Source organism: Salmonella sp. SA15303 (genome assembly GCF_029962125.1).
GTDB lineage: Bacteria > Pseudomonadota > Gammaproteobacteria > Enterobacterales > Enterobacteriaceae > Salmonella > Salmonella enterica.
Map to the genome: position 1 here is coordinate 2224980 of NZ_CP123924.1, position 21847 is coordinate 2246826.

Annotated in this window: 23 protein-coding genes and 1 other annotated feature; of the genes, 15 read left to right on the forward strand and 8 right to left on the reverse strand. The window is 53.4% G+C overall.

Going from position 1 to position 21847, the window contains the following annotated elements:
• Positions 1 to 3: 3 nt before the first annotated feature.
• The 3 genes from trpD to trpL form a co-directional block, all read right to left on the reverse strand.
• Positions 4 to 1599, reverse strand: coding sequence for a bifunctional anthranilate synthase glutamate amidotransferase component TrpG/anthranilate phosphoribosyltransferase TrpD (gene trpD / locus QEN31_RS10900; protein WP_000763492.1), 1596 nt, complete (start codon positions 1597 to 1599; stop codon positions 4 to 6).
• Entirely contained in the window at positions 1599 to 3161 is a 1563-nt protein-coding gene (locus QEN31_RS10905) for an anthranilate synthase component 1 (protein ID WP_001194371.1), read from the reverse strand. Before QEN31_RS10905 ends, trpD begins: the two co-directional genes overlap by 1 nt.
• Positions 3162 to 3183: 22 nt before the next feature.
• Positions 3184 to 3279, reverse strand: a sequence feature (Trp leader region).
• Positions 3256 to 3300 (reverse strand): trp operon leader peptide, encoded by a 45-nt coding sequence (gene trpL / locus QEN31_RS10910; protein WP_010989026.1) that lies wholly within the window; start codon positions 3298 to 3300, stop codon positions 3256 to 3258. It overlaps the preceding feature by 24 nt.
• 121 nt (positions 3301 to 3421) lie before the next feature.
• Here trpL and rnm point away from each other — a divergent pair, with 121 nt between their 5' ends.
• From rnm to rluB, 3 genes are all read left to right on the forward strand, one after another.
• On the forward strand, positions 3422 to 4303 hold the full coding sequence (gene rnm, locus QEN31_RS10915; RefSeq protein ID WP_000500442.1) for an RNase RNM: 882 nt from the start codon (positions 3422 to 3424) through the stop codon (positions 4301 to 4303).
• 7 nt (positions 4304 to 4310) lie between these two features.
• Positions 4311 to 4931: an L-threonylcarbamoyladenylate synthase gene (locus QEN31_RS10920; RefSeq protein ID WP_000077250.1), complete on the forward strand. Its 621-nt coding sequence runs from the start codon at positions 4311 to 4313 to the stop codon at positions 4929 to 4931.
• 100 nt (positions 4932 to 5031) lie between these two features.
• Positions 5032 to 5907 (forward strand): 23S rRNA pseudouridine(2605) synthase RluB, encoded by an 876-nt coding sequence (rluB, locus tag QEN31_RS10925; protein ID WP_001291233.1) that lies wholly within the window; start codon positions 5032 to 5034, stop codon positions 5905 to 5907.
• Positions 5908 to 5993: 86 nt separating this feature from the next.
• On the opposite strand, the gene cobO is transcribed toward rluB, so the two are convergent.
• Together cobO and QEN31_RS10935 are read right to left on the reverse strand one after the other, a co-directional pair.
• Positions 5994 to 6584 (reverse strand): cob(I)yrinic acid a,c-diamide adenosyltransferase, encoded by a 591-nt coding sequence (gene cobO, locus QEN31_RS10930; RefSeq protein WP_001278856.1) that lies wholly within the window; start codon positions 6582 to 6584, stop codon positions 5994 to 5996.
• Positions 6581 to 7342 carry a YciK family oxidoreductase gene (locus QEN31_RS10935; RefSeq protein ID WP_000559310.1) on the reverse strand — a complete coding sequence of 254 codons (762 nt, stop codon included), beginning with the start codon at positions 7340 to 7342 and terminating at the stop codon, positions 6581 to 6583. Before QEN31_RS10935 ends, cobO begins: the two co-directional genes overlap by 4 nt.
• 237 nt (positions 7343 to 7579) lie before the next feature.
• On the opposite strand from QEN31_RS10935, the gene sohB reads away from it, so the two are divergent.
• Positions 7580 to 8626, forward strand: coding sequence for a protease SohB (gene sohB, locus QEN31_RS10940; RefSeq protein WP_000422082.1), 1047 nt, complete (start codon positions 7580 to 7582; stop codon positions 8624 to 8626).
• A gap of 41 nt (positions 8627 to 8667) precedes the next feature.
• On the opposite strand, the gene QEN31_RS10945 is transcribed toward sohB, so the two are convergent.
• Positions 8668 to 8919, reverse strand: coding sequence for a YciN family protein (locus tag QEN31_RS10945; RefSeq protein WP_000548616.1), 252 nt, complete (start codon positions 8917 to 8919; stop codon positions 8668 to 8670).
• Between the two features lie 402 nt (positions 8920 to 9321).
• Here QEN31_RS10945 and topA point away from each other — a divergent pair, with 402 nt between their 5' ends.
• The 6 genes from topA to acnA all read left to right on the forward strand — a co-directional run bounded on the left by topA (position 9322) and on the right by acnA (position 16956).
• Positions 9322 to 11919 carry a type I DNA topoisomerase gene (gene topA / locus QEN31_RS10950; RefSeq protein WP_000513593.1) on the forward strand — a complete coding sequence of 866 codons (2598 nt, stop codon included), beginning with the start codon at positions 9322 to 9324 and terminating at the stop codon, positions 11917 to 11919.
• 410 nt (positions 11920 to 12329) lie between these two features.
• Positions 12330 to 13304 (forward strand): HTH-type transcriptional regulator CysB, encoded by a 975-nt coding sequence (gene cysB, locus QEN31_RS10955; RefSeq protein ID WP_000776233.1) that lies wholly within the window; start codon positions 12330 to 12332, stop codon positions 13302 to 13304.
• Positions 13305 to 13584: 280 nt separating this feature from the next.
• The gene (locus tag QEN31_RS10960; protein ID WP_213083417.1) at positions 13585 to 13725 is read left to right on the forward strand and encodes a YmiA family putative membrane protein; all 141 of its coding nucleotides are present in this window, start codon (positions 13585 to 13587) and stop codon (positions 13723 to 13725) included.
• On the forward strand, positions 13726 to 13896 hold the full coding sequence (locus QEN31_RS10965) for a hypothetical protein (protein ID WP_000029029.1): 171 nt from the start codon (positions 13726 to 13728) through the stop codon (positions 13894 to 13896).
• Between the two features lie 109 nt (positions 13897 to 14005).
• The gene (gene ymiC, locus QEN31_RS10970; RefSeq protein WP_223148964.1) at positions 14006 to 14098 is read left to right on the forward strand and encodes a small membrane protein YmiC; all 93 of its coding nucleotides are present in this window, start codon (positions 14006 to 14008) and stop codon (positions 14096 to 14098) included.
• Positions 14099 to 14280: 182 nt separating this feature from the next.
• The gene (gene acnA / locus QEN31_RS10975) at positions 14281 to 16956 is read left to right on the forward strand and encodes an aconitate hydratase AcnA (RefSeq protein WP_000099475.1); all 2676 of its coding nucleotides are present in this window, start codon (positions 14281 to 14283) and stop codon (positions 16954 to 16956) included.
• A 55-nt stretch (positions 16957 to 17011) separates the two neighbouring features.
• Here acnA and ribA read toward each other — a convergent pair whose 3' ends face one another.
• A complete protein-coding gene (ribA, locus tag QEN31_RS10980; RefSeq protein ID WP_001176284.1) occupies positions 17012 to 17602 on the reverse strand; it encodes a GTP cyclohydrolase II in 591 nt (196 codons plus the stop codon).
• Between the two features lie 195 nt (positions 17603 to 17797).
• Between ribA and pgpB the strand changes: the two genes are divergently transcribed.
• The 5 genes from pgpB to yciH all read left to right on the forward strand — a co-directional run bounded on the left by pgpB (position 17798) and on the right by yciH (position 21450).
• Positions 17798 to 18562: a phosphatidylglycerophosphatase B gene (pgpB, locus tag QEN31_RS10985; protein WP_000948651.1), complete on the forward strand. Its 765-nt coding sequence runs from the start codon at positions 17798 to 17800 to the stop codon at positions 18560 to 18562.
• A gap of 149 nt (positions 18563 to 18711) precedes the next feature.
• Entirely contained in the window at positions 18712 to 19020 is a 309-nt protein-coding gene (locus tag QEN31_RS10990) for a LapA family protein (protein WP_000876301.1), read from the forward strand.
• Positions 19021 to 19026: 6 nt separating this feature from the next.
• Positions 19027 to 20196, forward strand: coding sequence for a lipopolysaccharide assembly protein LapB (gene lapB, locus QEN31_RS10995; RefSeq protein WP_000891378.1), 1170 nt, complete (start codon positions 19027 to 19029; stop codon positions 20194 to 20196).
• 190 nt (positions 20197 to 20386) lie between these two features.
• Entirely contained in the window at positions 20387 to 21124 is a 738-nt protein-coding gene (gene pyrF / locus QEN31_RS11000) for an orotidine-5'-phosphate decarboxylase (RefSeq protein ID WP_001675160.1), read from the forward strand.
• Positions 21124 to 21450: a stress response translation initiation inhibitor YciH gene (gene yciH, locus QEN31_RS11005; protein WP_001285199.1), complete on the forward strand. Its 327-nt coding sequence runs from the start codon at positions 21124 to 21126 to the stop codon at positions 21448 to 21450. Before pyrF ends, yciH begins: the two co-directional genes overlap by 1 nt.
• A gap of 119 nt (positions 21451 to 21569) precedes the next feature.
• Here the strand turns inward: yciH and osmB are convergent, their stop codons facing one another.
• Positions 21570 to 21788 (reverse strand): osmotically-inducible lipoprotein OsmB, encoded by a 219-nt coding sequence (gene osmB, locus QEN31_RS11010; protein ID WP_099949663.1) that lies wholly within the window; start codon positions 21786 to 21788, stop codon positions 21570 to 21572.
• Between the last annotated feature and the right edge of the window lie 59 nt (positions 21789 to 21847).

The window sequence follows — 21847 nt, forward strand, 5'->3', positions numbered from 1 at the left end:
TATTTACCCTCTTGCCGCCAGTGCGGTGACTCTGTCATATGCGGTGCCGTTGCGCAGAACATCAAGCACGGTTTGCGCGTTGGCCTTGAGATCTTCCTGACCATGCAGACGCATCAGCATCGCCACGTTGGCGGCGACGGCGGCCTCATGCGCGGCATCGCCTTTACCTTGTAATAACCGCGTCAGAATGTCACGGTTTTCTTCCGGCGTGCCGCCAGCCAACTGATCCTGATGGTAAGGCGTCAGGCCAAAATCCTCCGCCGTAAGTTGATAGCTTTTAATTTCGCCATCATGCAGCTCCGCGACAATCGTCGGCGCATGGAGCGAAACCTCATCCATGCCGCCGCTATGTACCACCGCCGCGCGCTGATAGCCCAGTACCCGTAAGGTTTCCGCAATCGGCAGCACCAGTTCCGGGCTATAGACGCCAATCAACGCCAGCGGCGGATGCGCCGGGTTGATCAGCGGGCCGAGTACGTTGAACAGGGTTCGCGTTTTTAACTGTTGGCGAACCGGCATCGCGTGACGGAATCCGGTGTGATATTTCGGCGCAAACAGGAAACAGACGCCCAGTTCATCTAACGCCTGACGTGATTTATCGGCGTTCATATCCAGATTAATACCGAACGCCGCCAGCAGATCGGATGACCCCGATTTGCTGGACACGCTACGGTTGCCGTGTTTCGCCACTTTCAGTCCACAGGCCGCCGCGACAAAGGCGCTGGCGGTAGAGATATTGATACTGTTACTGCCATCGCCGCCGGTACCAACGATATCCGCAAACAGATACTCCGGGCGCGGGAACGGGGCGGCATTTTCCAGTAACGCAGTGGCGGCGCCGGCAATTTCATTGGGATGCTCGCCGCGAATTTTCATGCTCACCAGCGCGGCGGCGAGCTGTTCAGGCTTAAGTTCGCCGCGGACGACCGCCGAAAACAACTGATGGCTCTCTTGTTGCGTCAGTGTTTGCGCCTGATAGAGTTTCTCCAGAATCGGCTGTAGGGTGTTGGTCGGTTCCAGCTTTTGCTGCGCCCAGGCTAATGTTTGCTCCAGTAGACGCGCGCCCTGTGTCGTCAGGATGGACTCAGGATGAAATTGAAAACCGCAAACGCGATCCGCATCATGACGTACCGCCATCACCATGCCGTTGAAATGGGCGTTAATGGTCAGCCCGGCAGGAACATTACTGCCGACCAGCGAATGATAACGCGCGACCGGTAGCGGATTCGCCAGCCCGGCGAACATCGCCTGACCGTCATGCTCAATGCTGGAGGCTTTGCCATGCAGGATTTCTCCCGCCTGACCGACATAACCGCCGTAAGCTTCGACAATCGCCTGATGCCCCAGACAAATGCCGATGATCGGTAACTTGCCGCGTAGTCGGGTCAGCAGCTCCGGCATACAGCCTGCCTCGCTGGGAACGCCCGGACCGGGGGAGAGCATTAGCACCGGATTTTTCATTGTCGCCAGGCGATCGATAAGCGTCTGCGCCGGAATATGGTTACGGTAAATCACCACGTTATGACCGTTGGTCCGTAGCTGATCTGCCAGGTTCCAGGTAAACGAGTCGATGTTATCGAGCAGCAGAATATCAGCCATCAGAAGGTCTCCTGTGCATGATGCGCGGTGGCGATAGCACGCAATACGGCGCGCGCTTTATTACGGGTTTCATCGGCTTCAGACTGCGGAACAGAGTCCAGCACAATTCCGGCGCCCGCCTGTACGGTGGCGATACCGTTCTCCACCAGCGCGGAGCGGATAACAATACAGGTGTCCAGATCGCCGTGGGCGGTGAAGTAACCGACCGCGCCGCCATAGCTGCCGCGGCGCTGTCCTTCCGCATCGGCAATCAACTGCATGGCGCGTACTTTCGGCGCGCCGCTCAGGGTGCCCATGTTCATGCAGGCGCGATAGGCGTGCAGCGCGTCGAGATCGTGACGCAGTTCGCCCACCACCCGGGAAACCAGATGCATCACGTATGAATAGCGGTCAACTTTTGTCAGATCGGCAACGTAGCGACTGCCCGGCGTACAGATGCGCGCCAGGTCATTGCGCGCCAGATCGACCAGCATCAGATGTTCGGAAAGCTCTTTATGGTCGGTACGCATGTCCAGCTCAATACGGCTGTCGAGATCTCTGTCCAGCGTACCATCGGCGCGGCGACCGCGTGGACGGGTACCCGCGATGGGATAAATCTCAATCTGACGGCTGGCTGCGTCATATTTCAGCGAGCTTTCCGGCGACGCGCCGAAAAGCGTGAAATCATTATCCTGCATAAAGAACATATACGGGCTGGGGTTGCTCTTTTTCAGCACGTAGTAGGCAGCCAACGGCGACGGGCAGGGCAGTGAAAAGCGGCGCGACGGCACCACCTGAAATATCTCGCCCGCGCGGATGGCTTTTTGCAACTGGCGTACCACCGCGCCGAACGCGTCATCGCTCTGATTGCATTCACAGCGCATGTCCGGCACCGGCGTCACCGGCAACGGCGGCGCAGGCTGGGTTAACTGTTGGCTAAGGTACGCCAGGCGGGCGTTGAGGCGCTGTTTTTCCCGGTCGCTGGCGGTGAACAGACTGGCCTGAATACGGGTGCTTTTTTTCTGATGATCTATAACCATCAGCGTTTCCGCTAAATAAAAGCAGTAGTCCGGGCAGTTATTGCCAGCCTCAAGGTGTGGCAGCGCTTCAAAGCCAGCGACCAGGTCGTAGGCAAACAGACCGCCGAAAAACATAGCCTCCCGCTCTTGCGTCGGTATGTTCACCACTCCCTGTAACAGACGGAACGCATCAAATACCGACAGAGAGCATAAACGGGCGTCTTCATCTAATAATGGGCTGACGGGCGGGAAGCGTAGAACGCGACCGGCAGGCAGGACATCGTTCTCCACGCCAGCGGGCAGGGCGGTATCCAGTAGCGGCAATAACGAGGCGCCATTATCAGATAACGCCTGAATGGTGACAGTGTCACCTAAAGCGGTAATGCGCAGCGCGCTATCTACCAGCAGCAGGCTTTTTAAATCATCTTTACTGTCGATATCCGCGGATTCCAGCAGCAGCGTTGCCGGGCGATCGCCGCAGACCTGGTGAAAAAGCGCCGTTGGGTTTTCCCGATAGGCGGCATCGCAGGTCAACAGTTCGAGCGTGGGTTTTGGTGTTTGCATGGTTATTCTCATTATTTTGTTCAAAAAAAAGCCCGCTTAACAGGCGGGCCGGGTATCGTTTGGCTGATTACAGCTGTTCATACACCGCCCGCTATCAGGAAGTGCGCCACCAACCGTGTAATGCAAATGTCGCTGCCATTTTAGATACCCTCTTCATGTGAACTTTCGTACTAGTTAACTAGTTCGATGGAATAATGTCAACACCTATTTCAGTATATTTGCCGGAACCGTTATGATGTACATGACATAACTTTATCTCTATGGGAGCCGCCTTGAGCGACACGAATTACGCAGTGATTTACGATCTGCACAGTCATACCACGGCGTCCGATGGACTGTTGACGCCAGAAACATTAGTACACCGTGCGGTAGAGATGCGAGTCGGCACGCTGGCGATTACCGATCATGACACCACAGCCGCGATTCCTGCGGCAAGAGAAGAAATTTCACGTTCCGGACTGGCCCTGAATCTTATTCCCGGCGTGGAGATTTCAACGGTCTGGGAGAATCATGAGATTCACATTGTGGGTCTGAATATTGATATTGCGCATCCGGCAATGCGCGATTTTCTGGCGCAGCAGACAGAGCGGCGTCAGGCACGCGGTCGGCTCATTGCGGAGCGTCTGGAAAAAGCCCATATTCCCGGCGCGTGGGAAGGGGCATTGAGACTGGCCAATGGCGGCGCGGTGACGCGCGGCCACTTCGCCCGCTTTCTGGTGGAGTGCGGCAAAGCCGCGACCATGGCGGATGTTTTTAAAAAATATCTCGCGCGTGGGAAAACCGGTTACGTTCCGCCGCAGTGGTGTACAATAGAACAAGCTATTGATGTCATTCATCATTCTGGCGGTAAGGCGGTGTTGGCCCATCCGGGACGCTACGACCTTAGCGCTAAGTGGCTGAAAAGATTAGTGGCGCATTTTGCCGACCATCACGGCGACGCGATGGAAGTGGCGCAGTGCCAACAATCGCCCAATGAACGCACCCAACTGGCGACGCTTGCGCGTCAGCATCATTTATGGGCATCGCTTGGATCTGATTTCCATCAGCCCTGCCCGTGGATTGAGTTGGGGCGTAAACTCTGGCTGCCCGCTGGCGTTGAAGGCGTATGGCAGACATGGGAACAGCCGCAAATATCACAGTGAGGGAAGTATGAGCCAGTTTTTTTATATCCATCCGGATAACCCACAGCAACGGCTGATTAATCAGGCCGTCGACATTGTGCGTAAAGGCGGTGTTATTGTTTATCCAACCGATTCCGGCTATGCCCTTGGTTGTAAAATTGAAGACAAAGGCGCAATGGAGCGCATTTGCCGCATCCGTCATCTGCCGGACGGCCACAACTTCACGCTGATGTGCCGCGATTTGTCCGAGTTGTCGACCTACTCCTACGTCGACAACGTGGCATTTCGTCTGATGAAAAACAATACGCCGGGTAATTACACCTTTATCCTGAAGGGGACAAAAGAGGTGCCGCGCCGTCTGTTGCAGGAAAAGCGTAAAACTATCGGCCTGCGCGTACCGTCAAACCCGATTGCGTTGGCGTTATTGGATACGCTGGGCGAACCGATGCTCTCGACGTCGTTGATGCTGCCTGGCAGCGATTTTACCGAGTCGGACCCGGAGGAGATTAAAGATCGGCTGGAGAAGCAGGTGGATCTGATCATCCACGGTGGTTACCTCGGTCAACAGCCTACCACGGTAATCGATTTGACCAATGACTCCCCGGTGGTGCTGCGCGAAGGCGTCGGCGACGTTACACCTTTCTTATAAGGGCGTAAGCCTGTATACTACGCGGCCTTAAAATGGCGCGGCAACGCGCCGTTCATTCTCCTGTTCGACGCCTGTGAAGGCGACACCTGAAGGAAGCTCTATGAGCGAAAAGTTACAAAAAGTGCTGGCGCGCGCTGGCCACGGCTCTCGCCGTGAAATCGAATCCATTATTGAAGCGGGACGTGTCAGCGTTGACGGTAAAATCGCCACGCTTGGCGATCGTGTTGAAGTCACTCCCGGTTTGAAAATCCGTATCGACGGTCACCTGATTTCGGTGAAAGAGTCGGCGGAACAAATTTGCCGCGTTCTGGCCTATTACAAACCAGAAGGTGAACTGTGTACCCGCAATGACCCTGAAGGGCGGCCAACCGTTTTTGATCGCTTACCGAAACTGCGCGGCGCGCGGTGGATTGCGGTAGGACGTCTGGATGTCAACACCTGCGGGCTATTGTTGTTTACCACCGACGGTGAACTGGCGAACCGCCTGATGCATCCTAGTCGCGAAGTTGAACGTGAATATGCCGTGCGCGTGTTCGGTCAGGTGGATGAATCGAAACTGCGTGATTTAAGCCGTGGCGTACAGTTGGAAGATGGCCCGGCGGCATTTAAGACCATTAAATTCAGCGGCGGCGAAGGCATTAACCAGTGGTATAACGTGACGCTGACGGAAGGGCGCAACCGCGAAGTTCGCCGACTGTGGGAAGCGGTAGGCGTTCAGGTCAGCCGTCTGATCCGCGTTCGTTACGGCGATATCCCGCTGCCGAAAGGCCTGCCGCGCGGCGGCTGGACTGAGCTCGACCTCGCGCAAACGAACTATCTGCGTGGTCTGGTAGAGCTCCCGCCGGAAACCTCGTCGAAGGTTGCCGTCGAAAAAGACCGTCGTCGTATGAAAGCGAACCAGATCCGTCGGGCGGTAAAACGCCACAGCCAGATAGCTGGCGGACGCCGCTCCGGTGGGCGTAATAACAACGGGTAATCTCTACCGCGGTCTATAGGCCGAGGATCATCAGACAAGAGGGTTTGTGCCGGATGGCGGCGCAAACGCCTTAATCCGGCCTACGGTTAATAATCAATTCCCATCTGGGCTTTTACGCCCGCGTCAAAAGCATGTTTAACCGGACGCAGTTCGCTGACGGTATCCGCAAGATCAAGAATATCCCGGTGACAGCCGCGACCTGTAATAATCACCGTCTGGTGACCAGGGCGCGCGTTTAGCGCGCTTATGACCTCTTCCAGCGGTAAATAGTCATACGCCACCATATAGGTCAGCTCATCCAGTACTACCATATCAAGCAGCGGATCGGCCAGCATCCGTTTCCCATGCTGCCAAACGGCCATACATGCTGCGGTGTCTGCCTCGCGATTTTGCGTCTCCCAGGTAAATCCCGTTGCCATCACCTGAAATTCGACGCCATGCGGTTCCAGCAGATTACGCTCGCCGTTGGGCCAGGTGCCCTTAATAAATTGCACCACGCCTACGTTTTTACCGTGTCCTACGGCGCGGGCGGCAGTTCCGAAAGCCGCCGTGGTTTTGCCCTTACCATTGCCAGTAAACACGATAATAATACCGCGCTCTTCCTGTGCCTGGGCGACACGGGCGTCAACCCGATCTTTTACCTTCTGCTGGCGCTGCTGATAACGTTCATCACTCATTGGGCGATTCCTGGTTTACGGCCCGGTTGGGCGTCAAAGGTCATACCGGTTTTACGGCGACTGTCGTCGCCCATAAGCCACAGGTAAAGCGGCATAATATCGGCAGGCGTTTTTAATTTCTGTGGATCTTCCGTCGGAAAGGCGCTGGCGCGCATACTGGTGCGCGTGCCGCCCGGGTTAATGCAGTTAACACGCAGAGAACGGTTCTGGTATTCGTCCGCCAGCACCTGCATCATTCCTTCAGTAGCAAACTTCGAGGTGGCATAGGCGCCCCAGTTGGCGCGTCCCTGACGGCCAACGCTTGATGACGTAAAGACCAGCGAGCCGGCATCGGACTTCAATAATAACGGTAACAGCGCCTGGGTGAGCATAAAGGTGGCGTTAACGTTTACCTGCATGACATCCTGCCAGATCTGCGGATCTTGTTCGCTCATTGGGCCGATTTCCCCCAGTAACCCGGCATTGTGCAGGACGCCATCCAGGCGGGGATAGTGCGCGGCGATGCGGTCGGCCACTTGCCGGCACTCTTCAGCGGTGCAGGTCAGCAGATCGAGCGTAAACCACTGTGGTTGAACATGTTGCTCGTCAGCAATGTGCTGCGCGACCCGACGCAGTTTCTCTTCGTTGCGTCCCAGCAGAATCACCGTTGCGCCGTAACGCGCATACGTGAGCGCGGCTTCCCGCCCAATGCCATCGCTGGCGCCAGTGACCAGAATAATGCGGTTTTGCAATAGATCTTGTTTCGGTTGGTAATGCATGGCTACTCCTCAACGGTGTGGTGCACCGTCCTGCCAGGTTGTCTTATCTTCGCGTTAACTTTTCGGGTTTATGCCTGAAAGCGCCTTTTTTTTCAATCAGACAGGGGCGATAACGCCGTAAAATGAACGTCTTGTCATACTTTTTCTTCCTCAACAGGCATACGGATGAAGAGAGACTGACTTCGATGCCTGTTGTACACTGAGCGCAAGTCGCGTTATTTAATCAAGGTGGGAGTCGTGGAATTGTTGTCTGAATATGGCTTATTTTTGGCAAAAATCGTCACCGTTGTGGTGGCCATTGCCGTCATTGTGCTGCTGATCGTGAATGCTACGCAACGCAAACGTCAGCGCGGCGAGCTGCGCGTGACCAATTTGAGTGAGCAGTATCAGGAGATGAAGGATGACCTTGCTGCGGCGTTGATGGATGGCCATCAGCAAAAACTGTGGCATAAAGCGCAGAAAAAAAAGCATAAGCAGGAGGCGAAAGCCGCCAAAGCGAAAGCGAAGCTGGGGGACATTGCGACATCGGACAAACCGCGCGTATGGGTGATAGATTTCAAAGGCAGTATGGACGCTCACGAAGTTAATGCGTTACGCGAAGAGGTCACGGCGGTGCTGGCAGTGGCGAAACCCGGCGATCGGGCGGTTGTGCGTCTGGAAAGCCCCGGTGGCGTTGTGCACGGCTATGGCCTGGCGGCATCGCAATTGCAGCGCCTGCGCGATAAAAATATTCCGCTGACCGTGACGGTGGATAAAGTCGCGGCAAGCGGAGGCTATATGATGGCCTGCGTGGCGGAAAAAATTATCGCGGCGCCGTTTGCTATTGTGGGGTCAATTGGTGTTGTCGCGCAAATCCCGAACTTTAACCGCTTTCTCAAAAGTAAAGACATTGATATTGAACTGCATACCGCAGGGCAGTACAAACGTACCCTGACTTTGTTAGGCGAGAATACGGAAGAAGGGCGGCAGAAGTTTCGTGAAGATCTCAACGAAACGCACCATCTGTTCAAAGAGTTTGTGCAGCGGATGCGTCCGGCTCTGGACATTGAACAGGTCGCCACAGGCGAACACTGGTACGGTCAGCAGGCGCTGGAGAAGGGACTGGTTGATGAGATTAACACCAGCGATGAGGTTATCCTCGGCCTGATGGAAGGGCGCGAGGTGCTGAATGTGCGCTATATGCAGCGTAAAAAACTGATCGATCGTGTTACCGGCAGCGCGGCGGAAAGCGCGGATCGGCTGCTGCTGCGCTGGTGGCAGCGTGGACAAAAGCCGTTGATGTAAACCGCTATTGCCGGATGGCATTCAGCGCCATCCGGCATGGATTAATCAACCAGGTGATACTTCTCAGACAGCACATGCGCCAGGTGTTTAAACATGTTAAACACCGCGGTGCTTTTAGGGGTCGGTAACCCTTGCTCGTCTAAAAAGTAATCGCCGCTGAAAACCAGCACGCCATTTCTCTGCGTTACGCCGGTGGCGACAATACCTGCCATCGTGTCTTCATGTTCCCGAATAATTTTGTTGGCTTCAAGCAACAGTGTTTCGCGATCGATAGGTTGCGTCTCTTTATGCATTTTTTACTCCTTAAACAAGGAGATTAGTCTACGCTGAGCACTTCTGATGGGCAAATATTCTCACAGGAAATTGATGGATTTGTCATGTTGCGTTCACTGGCAAGATTTGTTTTTGCATGCTAATAAAGTTGCGTATCGAATTTTATCAGGTACAGTGTGACGCTTTCGTCAATCTGGCAACAGAATTGCTTGACATTCGACCAAAATTCCGTCGTGCTATAGCGCGTGTGTGCAAAAAAGCCTGTTAACTCAGTCACCTGAGGGTTACATTTCGTACACAAAGCCAGTACAAGGGGTTGATATCCGCAGACGCAGAGACCATATATCGTTGTCTCGTCGCCAGTGGAAGGTGAATCAACGTGCGACGCATTCCTGGAAGAATCAACTTAGGTAAAGGTGAATATGGGTAAAGCTCTTGTCATCGTTGAGTCCCCGGCAAAAGCCAAAACGATCAACAAGTATCTGGGTAATGACTACGTGGTGAAATCCAGCGTGGGTCATATCCGTGATTTGCCGACCAGTGGCTCAGCAGCTAAAAAGAGCGCCGACTCTACCTCCACCAAAACGGCTAAAAAGCCCAAAAAGGATGAACGTGGCGCTCTCGTCAACCGTATGGGGGTTGACCCGTGGCACAACTGGGATGCGCACTATGAAGTGCTGCCCGGTAAAGAGAAGGTCGTCTCTGAACTGAAACAGTTGGCGGAAAAAGCCGACCACATCTATCTCGCAACCGACCTTGACCGCGAAGGGGAAGCCATTGCATGGCACCTGCGGGAAGTGATCGGCGGCGATGACGCGCGCTACAGTCGCGTAGTCTTTAACGAAATAACCAAAAATGCCATTCGCCAGGCGTTTGAACAGCCGGGCGAGCTGAACATTAACAGGGTCAACGCCCAGCAAGCGCGCCGCTTTATGGATCGCGTGGTAGGCTATATGGTCTCGCCGCTGCTGTGGAAAAAGATCGCCCGTGGTTTGTCGGCAGGTCGCGTTCAGTCTGTCGCGGTCCGTCTGGTCGTTGAACGCGAGCGCGAGATTAAAGCGTTTGTTCCGGAAGAGTTCTGGGAAATTGACGCTAATACGACGACGCCGTCTGGCGAGGCACTACCGCTACAGGTGACGCATCAGAACGACAAGCCATTCCGGCCGGTAAATCGCGAGCAGACGCTTGCCGCCGTCAGCTTGCTGGAAAAAGCGCGCTATAGCGTACTGGAGCGTGAAGACAAACCGACCAGCAGCAAACCTGGCGCGCCGTTTATCACCTCCACGCTACAACAGGCGGCCAGCACCCGGCTGGGCTTTGGCGTGAAGAAAACCATGATGATGGCGCAGCGTCTGTATGAGGCGGGCTACATCACCTATATGCGTACCGACTCCACCAACCTGAGTCAGGATGCGGTCAACATGGTGCGCGGTTATATTGGCGATAATTTCGGCAAGAAATACCTGCCGGATAACCCGAACCAGTACGCCAGCAAAGAAAACTCTCAGGAAGCGCACGAAGCGATCCGTCCTTCCGACGTTGCTGTCATGGCGGAGTCTCTGAAAGACATGGAGGCTGACGCGCAGAAGTTGTATCAGCTAATTTGGCGTCAGTTTGTCGCCTGTCAGATGACGCCAGCACAATATGACTCCACTACGCTTACCGTTGGCGCAGGCGAATTCCGTCTGAAAGCGCGTGGGCGTATTTTGCGCTTTGACGGCTGGACAAAAGTGATGCCGGCGCTGCGTAAAGGCGATGAAGATCGCACATTGCCTGCCGTGAATAAGGGCGATGCGCTGACGCTACTTGAATTGACGCCTGCTCAGCACTTTACTAAACCGCCAGCCCGTTTCAGCGAGGCTTCTCTGGTTAAAGAACTTGAGAAGCGTGGTATTGGTCGTCCGTCTACCTATGCGTCGATTATCTCGACCATTCAGGATCGCGGCTATGTTCGCGTTGAAAACCGTCGCTTCTATGCGGAAAAAATGGGTGAAATCGTCACCGACCGGCTGGAAGAAAACTTCCGCGAATTGATGAACTACGATTTTACCGCGCAGATGGAAGATAGTCTGGATCAGGTTGCGAATCACCAGGCCGAGTGGAAAGCGGTACTGGATAACTTCTTCAGCGATTTTACTCAGCAGCTCGATAAAGCCGAGAAAGATCCGGAAGAAGGGGGGATGCGTCCTAACCAGATGGTGCTGACCAGCATCGACTGTCCAACCTGTGGCCGTAAAATGGGAATTCGTACTGCCAGTACGGGGGTTTTCCTTGGTTGTTCAGGTTATGCGCTTTCGCCGAAAGAGCGTTGTAAAACGACCATTAACCTGGTGCCGGAAAATGAAGTTCTGAACGTGCTGGAAGGCGACGACGCCGAAACCAACGCCCTGCGCGCCAAGCGGCGCTGTCAGAAGTGCGGTACGGCGATGGACAGCTATCTGATCGATCCGAAGCGTAAATTGCATGTGTGTGGTAATAACCCGACCTGTGACGGCTACGAGATTGAAGAAGGCGAGTTTCGCATCAAAGGGTATGACGGTCCGATCGTTGAGTGTGAGAAATGTGGTTCCGAAATGCACCTGAAAATGGGGCGTTTTGGTAAGTACATGGCCTGTACTAACGACGAATGTAAAAATACCCGTAAGATCTTGCGTAACGGCGAAGTTGCGCCGCCGAAGGAAGATCCTGTTCCATTACCGGAACTGCCGTGTGAAAAATCGGACGCGTACTTTGTGCTGCGCGATGGCGCCGCAGGGATATTCCTGGCGGCCAATACGTTCCCGAAATCACGCGAAACTCGCGCGCCATTAGTCGAGGAGCTGTACCGGTTCCGCGATCGCCTGCCGGAAAAACTGCGTTATCTGGCGGATGCGCCGCAGCAGGACCCGGAAGGTAATAAAACCGTTGTTCGCTTTAGCCGCAAAACAAAACAGCAGTACGTTGCGGCGGAAAAAGACGGGAAGGCGACGGGATGGTCAGCGTTCTTCGTCGACGGCAAGTGGGTTGAAGGCAAGAAATAACCCCTGCCTGTCGTCACTATAGTCAAGCGGGCCGCGTAAGCGGCCCTTTTTTATATCCCCTTCATATTTAAAGTGGCTTATGTGTTGGCTACGGATTACTCGGCCCATCCATGGGCTCGCCCTGACGGGCCGTCGCACGCGACGTTCAAATCTGCTCCCGGCAGATTTGTCGCTCACCCCAGTCACATCGTTATCTATGCTTCTGGGAACTCACTCCCTTGCCGCCTTTAAGCAACTCGAATTATTTTGGGTATAGCGGGCTTATTATTTTATCGCGCTGGCTATACAGTTCAGATATAAATGATATAGTGGTTATAGTTAACACCTTTTTTATTATTAAATCGTATTAGCAGCCCGATTAAGTCTGCAGATAAACGATGGCCTGATGGCGCTAATCTGGATGATGTATTATGAAATTGCAGCAGCTTCGTTACATTGTTGAAGTGGTTAATCATAACCTTAACGTCTCCTCTACCGCTGAGGGGTTGTATACTTCCCAGCCGGGGATCAGCAAGCAGGTTCGGATGCTGGAAGATGAGCTTGGCATCCAGATTTTCGCCCGCAGTGGTAAGCATCTGACTCAGGTGACGCCCGCAGGTCAGGAGATTATTCGTATTGCGCGTGAGGTGCTTTCCAAAGTCGATGCCATTAAGTCGGTCGCCGGCGAGCACACCTGGCCGGATAAAGGCTCGCTCTATATTGCCACTACCCATACTCAGGCGCGTTATGCATTGCCAGGCGTGATTAAAGGCTTCATCGAGCGTTACCCGCGCGTTTCGCTGCATATGCACCAGGGGTCGCCAACGCAGATTGCGGAAGCGGTATCGAAAGGGAACGCCGATTTCGCGATTGCCACGGAAGCGCTGCATTTATATGACGATCTGGTGATGTTGCCATGCTATCACTGGAACCGTTCGATAGTGGTGACGCCGGATCATCCATTGGCGGCAACGTCTTCCGTAACGATCGAAGCGCTGGCGCAGTATCCGCTGGTGACGTATACCTTCGGCTTTACCGGGCGTTCCGAACTGGATACCGCTTTTAATCGCGCAGGATTAACGCCGCGGATCGTCTTTACTGCAACCGATGCGGATGTGATTAAAACGTATGTCAGGTTGGGACTGGGCGTTGGCGTCATTGCCAGCATGGCGGTCGATCCGCTTGCCGATCCTGATTTAGTGCGGATTGACGCGCACGATATTTTTAGCCACAGCACCACAAAAATTGGTTTTCGCCGTAGTACTTTTTTACGCAGCTATATGTATGATTTTATCCAGCGTTTTGCGCCACATCTGACGCGTGATGTGGTGGATACGGCGGTGGCGTTGCGTTCTAATGAAGAAATTGAAGCGATGTTTCAGGATATAAAGCTGCCTGAAAAGTAATATCACCGTCGGTTTGTGTCGTAGTGGCATGGCAGACAAAGCCGCCTTTTGCAATATCCCTCGAAGTATTACGGGTAATGATCAGCAAAATAGTGTTGAATTACCCGTCCCGCCAGTTTCTTTTTCCAAATAGTTATCTTGAGTCAAAAGATTGATTTATTCACTGGCAACGATTCGTAAATTGACTGGATTTTTGACTAAAGTTTATTTAGGATTTGTCTCATCTGATGATTAATTGTACCGATTGTTTGGTGCTGAAATGATAAGTGATACCGATAGCATGAGGTTAGTAATGCCTTCTGAAAACCAGGAACCGCGCCGCGACCCTGAGCTCAAACGTAAAGCATGGCTGGCGGTTTTTGTGGGTTCTGCGTTGTTCTGGGTAGTGGTAGCGCTTGTTATCTGGCATTGGTGGGGCTAAGTGAGCATTACGTCGGAACGCGAGCGCGTGGTCGCGCCCCCGATTCAATCTGGTGACGATGATAACACCCCGGATACGACCGTTTTTCGGTCTGTTCCGCAACACTGGACGCCCACACCGCAGCAGCGGGCATTTATTGATGCTTTTGCTGACGAGGTGTCACAAAAATAATATTCGTCTTTTTATTGGCGTTACTGTTTTATTAACGCTGTCTTATTACACCGCAGCAACCGTGTGCTGAGCGCCTCTCAGTATTGATTAAACACAGTTGGTGTCGCCTATGTTAACGTCAAATATAAAGTATTGGTCATGGACTGGCGCGTTTATATTATCGCTACTGTTCTGGGCCGAGTTAATCTGGATTGCCGTCTAATCTCGTCAAAGCCCGATAATGCGTTATTTATCGGGCTTTTTCATCTTCGCTTCTCGCCTGTTAGGTTTCTCCTCTTTTAGCAATTTGGGTTGTTATCAAAACGTTACATTTTGTTTGTGTTATCTTTAATACAACCCTGTGGAGAATCAGGGTAACGCAACCCTGTCATTTAAGGAGGAGCTATGTCGTCAACCCTACGAGAAGCCAGTAAGGATACATTGCAGGCCAAAGATAAAACGTATCATTACTACAGTCTGCCGCTGGCTGCCAAATCCCTGGGCGATATCGCCCGTTTGCCCAAATCACTTAAAGTGTTACTGGAAAACCTGTTGCGCTGGCAGGACGGCGAATCTGTGACTGATGAAGATATTCAGGCGCTGGCCGGTTGGCTTAAAAATGCCCATGCCGATCGTGAAATTGCCTGGCGGCCCGCCCGTGTCCTGATGCAGGACTTTACCGGCGTGCCTGCCGTTGTCGACCTGGCAGCGATGCGTGAAGCCGTTAAACGCCTCGGCGGCGATACGTCGAAAGTGAACCCGTTATCGCCGGTTGATCTGGTTATTGACCACTCTGTGACGGTCGATCATTTCGGCGATGATGATGCGTTTGAAGAAAACGTGCGGCTGGAAATGGAACGTAACCATGAGCGTTATATGTTCCTGAAATGGGGAAAGCAGGCATTCAGCCGTTTCAGCGTGGTGCCGCCCGGCACCGGCATTTGCCATCAGGTTAACCTGGAATACCTGGGTAAAGCCGTCTGGAGCGAATTACAGGACGGGGAGTGGATTGCTTACCCGGACTCGCTGGTGGGGACTGACTCCCATACGACCATGATTAATGGTCTGGGCGTATTGGGGTGGGGTGTGGGTGGTATTGAAGCGGAAGCGGCGATGCTTGGTCAGCCCGTGTCGATGCTTATCCCGGATGTCGTCGGCTTTAAGTTAACCGGTAAGCTTCGGGAGGGGATCACCGCCACTGACCTGGTGCTCACCGTCACGCAAATGCTGCGTAAGCATGGCGTCGTGGGTAAATTTGTTGAATTTTATGGTGACGGTCTGGATTCGCTGCCGTTGGCGGATCGCGCGACTATCGCTAATATGTCGCCGGAATATGGCGCCACCTGTGGTTTCTTCCCCATTGACGCCATCACCCTGGAATATATGCGATTAAGCGGACGTAGCGACGATCTGGTCGAGCTGGTTGAAACCTACGCGAAGGCGCAGGGAATGTGGCGTAATCCCGGTGACGAACCGGTATTTACCAGTACGCTGGAACTGGATATGGGCGATGTCGAGGCCAGCCTGGCCGGGCCGAAACGCCCGCAGGATCGCGTGGCGTTAGGCGATGTGCCGAAAGCCTTTGCCGCCAGCGCCGAGCTGGAGCTGAATACCGCGCAAAGAGATCGCCAGCCGGTTGACTATACGATGAACGGACAGCCATATCAGCTTCCGGATGGCGCTGTCGTCATTGCCGCCATCACCTCCTGTACGAATACCTCGAACCCCAGCGTGCTGATGGCGGCGGGATTACTGGCGAAAAAGGCAGTAACGCTGGGGTTGAAGCGTCAACCGTGGGTCAAGGCTTCTCTGGCGCCGGGGTCAAAAGTGGTATCTGACTATCTGGCGCAGGCCAAACTTACGCCTTATCTGGATGAGCTCGGTTTTAACCTGGTCGGTTATGGCTGTACGACCTGTATCGGGAACTCCGGTCCGTTGCCGGAGCCTATTGAGACCGCGATTAAAAAAGGCGATCTGACGGTAGGGGCCGTGCTTTCCGGTAACCGAAATTTTGAAGGGCGTATCCATCCGCTGGTGAAAACGAACTGGCTGGCGTCGCCGCCGCTGGTGGTCGCGTATGCGCTGGCCGGAAACATGAATATTAACCTCGCGACAGACCCGCTGGGGTACGATCGTAAAGGCGATCCGGTATACCTGAAGGATATCTGGCCTTCGGCGCAGGAAATTGCCCGCGCCGTTGAACTGGTATCATCAGATATGTTCCGTAAAGAGTATGCGGAAGTGTTTGAGGGCACGGAAGAATGGAAATCGATTCAGGTTGAATCGTCCGATACCTACGGCTGGCAGTCGGATTCAACCTATATTCGCCTGTCGCCTTTCTTTGATGAAATGCAGGCCCAGCCTGCGCCAGTCAAAGATATCCACGGCGCGCGTATCCTGGCGATGCTGGGCGATTCGGTGACGACCGACCATATTTCCCCGGCCGGCAGTATCAAGCCGGACAGTCCCGCCGGACGCTATCTGCAAAACCACGGCGTTGAGCGGAAGGATTTTAACTCCTATGGATCACGGCGCGGCAACCATGAAGTGATGATGCGCGGTACGTTCGCCAATATTCGTATTCGCAACGAAATGCTGCCCGGCGTCGAAGGTGGCATGACGCGGCATTTACCGGGTACGGAAGCGATGTCGATTTATGATGCTGCGATGCTCTACCAGCAGGAAAAAACGCCGCTGGCGGTAATTGCCGGGAAAGAGTATGGGTCGGGATCGAGCCGTGACTGGGCGGCAAAAGGTCCGCGGCTGTTAGGTATCCGCGTGGTGATCGCCGAGTCGTTCGAACGTATCCACCGCTCAAACCTGATTGGGATGGGGATCCTGCCGCTGGAGTTTCCACAGGGCGTAACGCGTAAAACGCTTGGACTGACCGGGGAAGAGGTGATTGATATCGCGGATCTGCAAAACCTGCGCCCTGGCGCGACCATTCCGGTGACGTTAACGAGATCGGACGGCAGCAAAGAAACGGTGCCTTGCCGCTGTCGCATTGATACCGCCACCGAGCTGACTTACTACCAGAATGACGGCATCTTGCACTATGTCATTAGAAATATGCTGAACTAAAGCCGTTTATCGGGCCTGCCGTAAACAGGCAGGCCCGCGCTTTAATACCGGTGGCTTACTTACTTAGTAGGTGGCCCATTTTGGCCGCTTTAGTATCGAGATAATGCTCATTATTTGGATTACGACCCACAATGAGCGGAACGCGTTCCACGATATTAATTCCCGCCTCGGTCAGTATTTCGACTTTCTTCGGATTATTGGTCAGCAGGCGAACTTCATCCACGCCGAGTAATTTGAACATATCCGCGCAAAGGGTGAAATCACGCTCATCGGCGGCAAAGCCGAGCTGATGATTGGCCTCCACCGTGTCATAGCCTTGATCCTGTAACGCATAAGCGCGAATTTTATTAAGCAGGCCGATATTGCGGCCTTCCTGACGGTGGTAAATCAGAATACCGCGTCCTTCTTCCGCAATATGCGTCAGCGCGGCTTCCAGTTGAAAACCACAATCACAGCGCAGACTAAAAAGCGCGTCCCCGGTAAGACATTCGGAATGAACGCGAGCCAGTACCGGCGTTTTACCTGAAATATCGCCAAAAACCAGCGCGGCATGGTCGTGTCCGGTTGCCAGTTCTTCAAATCCCACCATCAGAAAGTCACCCAATGGGGTTGGCAGTTTGGCTTCTGCCACACGTTTAAGCTGCATGTATTTCTCCAGATTATGCTGACGCCTGCGGTGTCGTCGCCTGTTGGCTTGTATCCCGCTATTTTGCCATAAGGCGGCGGACATCACCTAATCACTACCACGTAATTGCTCAGGAATGGCACAAATTTGTCAATTTTCCAGTCCGGCGAGAATTTTCAGTTATGATTGTGATACTTACTTATAAAAGGAGCATCCATGCTTTCAATTGCGAGGCGCACCGCGGCAGGCGCCGCCCTGTTGCTTATCATGCCGCTTGCCGTATGGGTATCAGGCTGGCAGTGGCAGCCAGGACATCAGGTCTGGTGGCTAAAAACGCTATTCTGGATAACGGAAACCGTGACCAAACCCTGGGGCGTTATCACGCATGTGATTCTTTGTGGATGGTTCTTATGGTGCCTGCGATTTCGCCTGCGCGCCGCCATTATGCTGTTTGCGATTCTCGGTGGGGCGATTATCGTCGGGCAGGGCGTGAAGTCATGGGTAAAGGAGCGCGTACAGGAGCCGCGGCCATTTGTGGTCTGGCTTGAAAAAACGCACCATATTCCCGTCGATGAGTTCTACACTTTAAAGCGTACAGAACGCGGACATTTAGTGAAAGAGCAGTTGGCCGGGCAACAGAACATCCCCGTTTTCCTGCGTCAGCACTGGCAAAAAGAGACGGGCTTTGCGTTTCCCTCCGGACACACCATGTTTGCAGCGAGCTGGGCGCTTTTGGCCGTGGGTCTGTTATGGCCGCGCAGACGGACTTTCACCATCGCGTTTTTGTTAGTCTGGGCGACCGGCGTAATGGGCAGCCGTTTGCTTCTGGGAATGCACTGGCCGCGAGATTTAGTGGTCGCCACGCTCATCTCCTGGCTATTAGTTACCCTGGCGACCTGGCTGGCGCAGCGAATTTGCGGGCCGCTTATGCCGCCTCGTGAAGAAGCGCAAGAAATTGCTGAACGCGAGCAGGAAAGCTGACAACGGTTGATTTTCTGACTATTGCCCTTAAATCATCTGATGGCGGGCGCATTTCCATTTCGCGCGAGGCGGGAAAATGGTAATTTAGAAGGCTGGATGCGGTAAGTTGGACACGATTTATTCGCGCAAACCACATAACGGGAAGTAATGTGAAATATTTACTCATTTTCTTACTGGTATTGGCGATTTTTGTTATTTCGGTGACGCTGGGCGCGCAGAATGATCAACAGGTGACGTTTAACTACCTGCTGGCGCAAGGGGAGTATCGTATCTCCACGTTGCTTGCTGTATTGTTCGCCGTCGGTTTTGCGATTGGCTGGCTGATTTGCGGCCTGTTCTGGCTGCGGGTCCGCGTTTCCCTTGCCCGCGCTGAACGTAAAATTAAACGACTGGAAAACAAGCTCTCGCCAGCAACCGACGTTGCGGTCCCTGCCGATTCGTCGGTTGTAAAGGAATAATCATTTATGTTGGAGTTGTTATTTCTGCTGTTGCCTGTAGCCGCTGCCTATGGGTGGTATATGGGTCGCAGAAGTGCGCAACAAACAAAACAGGATGAAGCTAACCGCCTGTCGCGCGATTATGTCGCAGGGGTTAACTTCCTGCTGAGTAACCAACAAGATAAAGCGGTGGATCTGTTCCTCGATATGCTTAAAGAGGATACGGGCACCGTTGAGGCTCATCTCACTCTCGGTAATCTGTTTCGCTCACGCGGCGAAGTCGATCGCGCCATTCGTATTCATCAAACGCTCATGGAAAGCGCTTCATTGACCTATGAACAGCGTTTACTGGCTGTTCAGCAACTGGGGCGCGACTATATGGCCGCCGGTTTATATGACCGCGCGGAAGATATGTTTAACCAACTTACCGACGAAACGGAATTTCGCGTAGGCGCGTTACAGCAGCTCTTGCAAATCTATCAGCTAACCAGCGACTGGCAAAAGGCGATCGAAGTAGCAGAACGGCTGGTGAAACTGGGCAAAGATAAACAGCGTATCGAAATCGCCCATTTTTACTGTGAGTTAGCTTTACAGCAGATGGGCAACGACGACATGGATCGCGCGATGGCGTTGCTGAAAAAAGGTGCCGCCGCAGATAAAAATAGCGCCCGGGTGTCTATCATGATGGGGCGCGTTTATATGGCGAGAGGGGATTACGCCAAAGCGGTCGAAAGCCTGCAACGTGTGATCGTTCAGGATAAAGAGCTGGTCAGCGAAACGCTGGAGATGCTGCAAACCTGTTATCAACAGCTCGGTAAAAATGCCGAGTGGGCGGAGTTTTTACGTCGCGCCGTTGAGGAGAATACCGGTGCTGGCGCTGAGTTAATGCTTGCCGATATTCTGGAAGCACGTGAAGGTAGTGACGCAGCTCAAGTCTATATCACGCGTCAGCTACAGCGACATCCTACCATGCGGGTGTTCCATAAGCTGATGGATTACCATCTCAACGAGGCGGAAGAAGGGCGAGCGAAAGAAAGCCTGATGGTACTGCGTGATATGGTTGGCGAGCAGGTGCGCAGTAAACCGCGGTATCGTTGTCAGAAATGCGGTTTTACCGCCTATACCTTGTACTGGCACTGTCCGTCCTGCCGGGCATGGTCGACCATTAAACCTATTCGCGGACTTGATGGGCAGTAGTATATAAAAAAAGCTTCAATTTAGTTACAACATACTTGATGACGTAAAGCTAGAAACGACGCTGGCATCGGCGGCCAGGGCTTATCAGGTTGTCAATCGAACCTGTTAATTTCCCTGCGCCGCAGGTAGAATGCACGCCGTTTATCCAATTTGCGCCACTTCCGGTGCCCATCATCAAGAAGGTCTGGTCATGACGTTTACTGCTTCATCTTCTTCCTGCGCTATTACTGAATCGCCTGTCGTTGTGGCGTTGGATTACCATGAACGCGATAAAGCCCTGGCGTTTGTCGACAAAATCGATCCTCGCGATTGTCGCTTAAAAGTGGGCAAAGAGATGTTCACGCTGTTTGGTCCACAACTCGTTCGGGATCTCCAGCAACGTGGGTTTGATGTCTTTCTTGATCTAAAATTTCATGATATTCCCAACACCACGGCCCGGGCAGTCGCCGCAGCGGCAGACCTGGGCGTCTGGATGGTAAACGTTCACGCGTCTGGTGGGGCGAGAATGATGGCCGCAGCGCGCGACGCGCTGGCGCCATTCGGTAAAGATGCGCCGTTGCTCATTGCCGTGACCGTGTTGACCAGTATGGAAACCAGCGATCTACACGATCTGGGCGTGACGTTGTCACCGGCGGAACATGCGGAGCGGCTGGCGCGCCTGACGCAGCAATGCGGGCTGGATGGCGTGGTCTGTTCCGCTCAGGAAGCTGTCAGATTTAAACAGGCCTTTGGCGCTGCATTTAAGCTGGTGACGCCGGGCATTCGGCCCGCAGGCAGCGAGGCAGGCGACCAGCGACGCATTATGACGCCCGAACAGGCATTATCCGCTGGCGTCGACTATATGGTGATTGGCCGCCCGGTTACGCAATCGGTAGATCCGGCGCAAACGCTGAAGGATATTAACGCGTCACTGAAACGGGAGGCATAATGAGCGATTCCAATAGTCGTCTGGTTTATTCAACACAGACGGGGCGCATTGAAGAACCTAAAACGGCGCCGGTTCGTCCCAAAGGGGATGGTATCGTTCGCATTCAGCGTCAAACCAGTGGCCGTAAGGGTAAAGGCGTATGTTTGATTACCGGTATCGAGATGAATGATGCGGAATTAACCAAACTGGCGGCTGAACTGAAGAAAAAATGCGGCTGTGGCGGGGCAGTAAAAGAAGGGATTATTGAAATTCAGGGTGATAAACGCGACTTGATAAAATCATTGCTGGAAGCTAAAGGAATGAAAGTAAAATTAGCTGGCGGCTAATGAAAACGCCACGGTTGTAAATTACCGTGGCGTAAAAGTCAACTTTGTCTATTTTTGTAATCCAGACCTGAAAAGAATAAACGTATTATTTTGAGCCGTTCAATATTTAAACGTCTGGATTATTTTCCAACCTGGTGACCAATCACGCCGCCGACCGCCGCGCCGCCCAGGGTGCCTAATGTACTGCCGTCCGTTAACACTGCGCCGCCTAACGCCCCCGCACCTGCGCCAATAGCCGTGTTGCGATCGCGCTTGGACCAGTTTGAGCAGGCGCTTAGAGACATTGCTACGGTGATTGCCAGCGCAGCAGCGGCCATTTTTTTGCTCGTCATAAACATAATACTCTCTCCTGAATTAACGATTCACGGAATTAAGCTCACTATAACTATAGTTAAAA